This is a genomic window from Arsenophonus sp. ENCA, assembly GCF_002287155.1.
Classification (GTDB): Bacteria; Pseudomonadota; Gammaproteobacteria; order Enterobacterales; family Enterobacteriaceae; genus Arsenophonus; species Arsenophonus nilaparvatae.
Genome location: NZ_NHNG01000014.1, coordinates 1 through 3,237, shown reverse-complemented (window position 1 = coordinate 3,237; position 3,237 = coordinate 1). Strand labels below are relative to the sequence as shown.

Annotated in this window: 3 protein-coding genes and 1 pseudogene; 3 read left to right on the top strand and 1 reads right to left on the bottom strand. The window is 43.1% G+C overall.

Features of this window, described 5'->3' with window-relative positions:
• The coding region (locus CBG25_RS00465; protein ID WP_290603697.1) for a transposase family protein at nt 1-405 on the bottom strand (405 nt) is incomplete at its 3' end.
• 206 nt (nt 406-611) lie between these two features.
• Between CBG25_RS00465 and CBG25_RS00460 the strand changes: the two are divergent.
• The 3 genes and pseudogenes from CBG25_RS00460 to CBG25_RS00450 form a co-directional block, all read left to right on the top strand.
• A pseudogene (locus tag CBG25_RS00460) lies at nt 612-1,142 on the top strand (conjugal transfer protein TraG N-terminal domain-containing protein); the annotation flags it as partial.
• Between the two features lie 217 nt (nt 1,143-1,359).
• Complete coding sequence (locus CBG25_RS00455) at nt 1,360-1,929, top strand: hypothetical protein (protein WP_290603695.1); 570 nt, start codon at nt 1,360-1,362, stop codon at nt 1,927-1,929.
• A 63-nt stretch (nt 1,930-1,992) separates the two neighbouring features.
• Nucleotides 1,993-3,129 carry a hypothetical protein gene (locus CBG25_RS00450; protein ID WP_290603694.1) on the top strand — a complete coding sequence of 379 codons (1,137 nt, stop codon included), beginning with the start codon at nt 1,993-1,995 and terminating at the stop codon, nt 3,127-3,129.
• The last annotated feature ends 108 nt before the right edge of the window (nt 3,130-3,237 follow it).

The following is a 3,237-nucleotide window of genomic DNA, read 5'->3' as shown; positions in this document are numbered from 1 at the left end:
GACGTCTTTAACTCCAGGAAAGGCGCGAAAAAATTCCTCAGCAGAGCGAATTTGACGAGCGGGCAAAACACATTCTCGCCCCAAGGTCATCTCTAAAACCGGCAATAATATTTTTACCCAGCGACATGCCCGTGTTCTATCTAAACCAAAAAGAAGTCCTTGCAAATCATAGGTCGGATAACATTTTAAATACAATAAAATAAAAAGCAGTTTATCTAATGGGGTTGGGATAAATCCTTTCTGCCCTGCACCCATCTGCCGCTCGTGAGCTTTTCGATTCTTTTTCCGATAAATCAAATAACAAGCTGAAAATTCAGCGGCTAAATTTTTCAATTCTTCGACTGATAATCCAATGATTGCTTTACATAAACGATTATCTCGTAACAACTGCTCTTTGTTGATCATTTCAAACCGTTATTTTCTAAGTTAAACCTCTTTTTATTGTCTATAGCGTGACAATAAATGCAAGTCTCTATTCAGCAACTAGTTTATTAACCTTTCACAGTCACAGCCCTGAGATTAATGCCAATTTCAGTGAATACGTGAAAAACTGTGTTATCCCTGATATCCAGCTAAACCACAAATACAGCTTAAGCTAGCTACTCAATACCCGCGATATTTATAGTCTGATTTTCTCCAAACCCAGCCCCTTAAGAGGCATTTATTATCAGGGCTGGGAAGCTGAAAACACGGAAGGGGCACGCAGTCAGTTTATGACCTGTCAGCAAGCCACCGTGAAACTCAAATCGCTGCTTAATCTGGATACCACGGGAAGCGGCAGGACACTGATGTTTTATGCCCGTAAACTGTTTCCAGGCCGACACGATGCGTCCGTGGTGTTACCGCATATGCTGGAAGGCAGCTATAACTACTTTATGAAAGCCAGCCAAAGTGCCGCCGATATTTTAAAACAGAACATCATGATAGCGGGCTTAAGAAAAGGTTTTAACGCCTATGCCGCCGCCATGAATGACCCTGCGGGGTTAAATCTCATTACCACCGAGCAATCGCTGGCAAAAATGCGCTTATCCCATCAGGCCAGTTATCATCTGGCCAGTGAAATGTTGCCGCAACTCAATACCGTGTTGATGCTGTTGTGTATTTCGCTCTTTCCGATTATGGCCTTAGCGCTTTTTGTGTGAGAAATTACCTACAAAGTCATCATTAATTACCTGAACATCATGGGCAGGCTGATGTTATGGCCGGTGATGTTTTCTATCTTTAATCACATTTATAATTTTATGATGGCCACCACCTTAAGTAGGGAAAGTGTCACCTTCTCGAATCTGGACAGACTGACTCAAACAGGGAGCACTACCGCAGGGATTGCCGGCTGGATGATGATGTCGGATTCCGTTTTTGAGTTTTAAACTCTTTACCTCCCTCGGCCAACAGATTGAAAGTGCCGGCTATTATTTGGGTAACGCTCTGGCAGGGGCAACGACCGCGGACGCGTCAGCCGTCGCCAGCGGAAATTACAACATGGCCAATATGCAGGGGGAAAATATCAATGGCTTTAAAACCGATGTAAACCGCAGTTTCAAAGCCGGACTCTCCAGCCAGCAAATCGATAACGGGGCGATGATTAGCACCACCCAAAGTGGTCAGCATATTGTCGATACCACGCAAGCCATCTCAAAACTGCCGTTTAGTTTGGACACTAGTTCGATGCTAGACACCAGCTTTAGTAAAGCCTTAAGTAGCCAACACCGTGAAACCGAAAGCTACCATCAGGGATTAAAAAGTGCCATTAATGATACCTATAATATTTCAACCGCGCTAAGTAATCAGTTTAGCAAGCAGGGATCGCAAGATAGTAGATTATCCAGTGAACAACGTCAGGCCATTGAAGACATCCAACGACAATCACAACAAGCTAAATCTTCTCTTTCATCAAATAATAGTACGTCACGAGAGGATAAAACTTGAACGGATAGAACCGACATAGGGGGATTTGGAGTATCTGGATCTTTTGGTGTTAGTAACAAAAATATGGGCGGTGTTGCTAATGCAAAGGCAAATCTTGAAGCGTCATATCGACACCAATGGGTTGACACTAATACAGACTCTGCGTCAAAAAGCAATAAAACATCAGAAGACCTGCAGGTAGCAAGAGATTTTTCTGCCAGCCAATCCGCATCGGTGATAAGAAATATGACCGATAATGATGTTAGCCGGATTTCCAATGCCGAAACCCGTTCTTTGGTGAGAGATTTACGAGCCTCACTGCAAAATACCAGCGAAAACTTCGCCGGATTTACCGCAAGTCAAACCAAAGAGCAAAGTATCTCGGAGCAAGCCAATTTAACCGAAACAGAACGTTTAAGTGCTTCACATCGCCTGGAGCAGGAGTTTACCCAGTTTGCTTATTCACGTTTAGGTGAAGCAGAGGCAAGTCATGTGTTAACGGATTCTGGGTCGCCTGTGGTTAGGGCACAGCGTGAAGCGCTAGTAAGTGAATTTAGCGATCGGATTGCCGAGGATATCCGGCATAATCACTTTGCCAATCAAACGGTGGTGGCCAGTCATTATCAAGGCATGCAAGTCCCACATGATGCCAGTCAATATGATCCAGTTGGGTTTAATCAAAGTGCGGTACAATTGGAAAAGCAAGCCGATAAAGGCCAGATTCGGCAACACCAGACTATTGTTAACCCTGAAACAGGTGAAAGCAATAAAGTCAGTCTACTTGAATCCGCCGAGGCTAATACTGGTGAATATGCGAAAGCAATACGGGCAGAAAAAACCGATTTTGGGCACCAAGTGGCACCCACGCAGGATAAAATAACCGCCAATGAGAAGGCGATAAATAAGGGAAAATCCGCTAATATTAATAGATATGAAGAGAAGGGGGGCATGAAATTTTTAACCTTTGTCATCATGATAATTACACTGGAATCATTATGTTTGTTTTTCTTTAAACAAACTTTCTCCATGATCACTATGTCGATTATAGCGATAAGTGGTTTCTTTTGTTTTACTGCAACCCGTTGGAAAAATAGTCAAAAAATTGTAAAAATAGTTGTTAATTTTTTTTACGTATTTGGTAGTTCTCTTGGGCACCTCGAAAAACCTAAGCCGAGTTTGATTTTGCTGATAAAGTTATCGGAAGCTGGTCTACTGAGCTAACCACCATGAAGAAACGCAGCGCCATTAAGAATGACCTCTTTGCAAACCAGTATCACCAACAGACGATCGACAAGTTGGGTGACCCGCTGGTCAAGATCGAAACCTGTA

What these genes read in the sequence shown, in the direction of transcription:
- CBG25_RS00450 (WP_290603694.1), top strand. Translation starts at nt 1,993, where the DNA reads ATGGGCGGTGTTGCTAATGCAAAGGCAAATCTTGAAGCGTCATATCGA.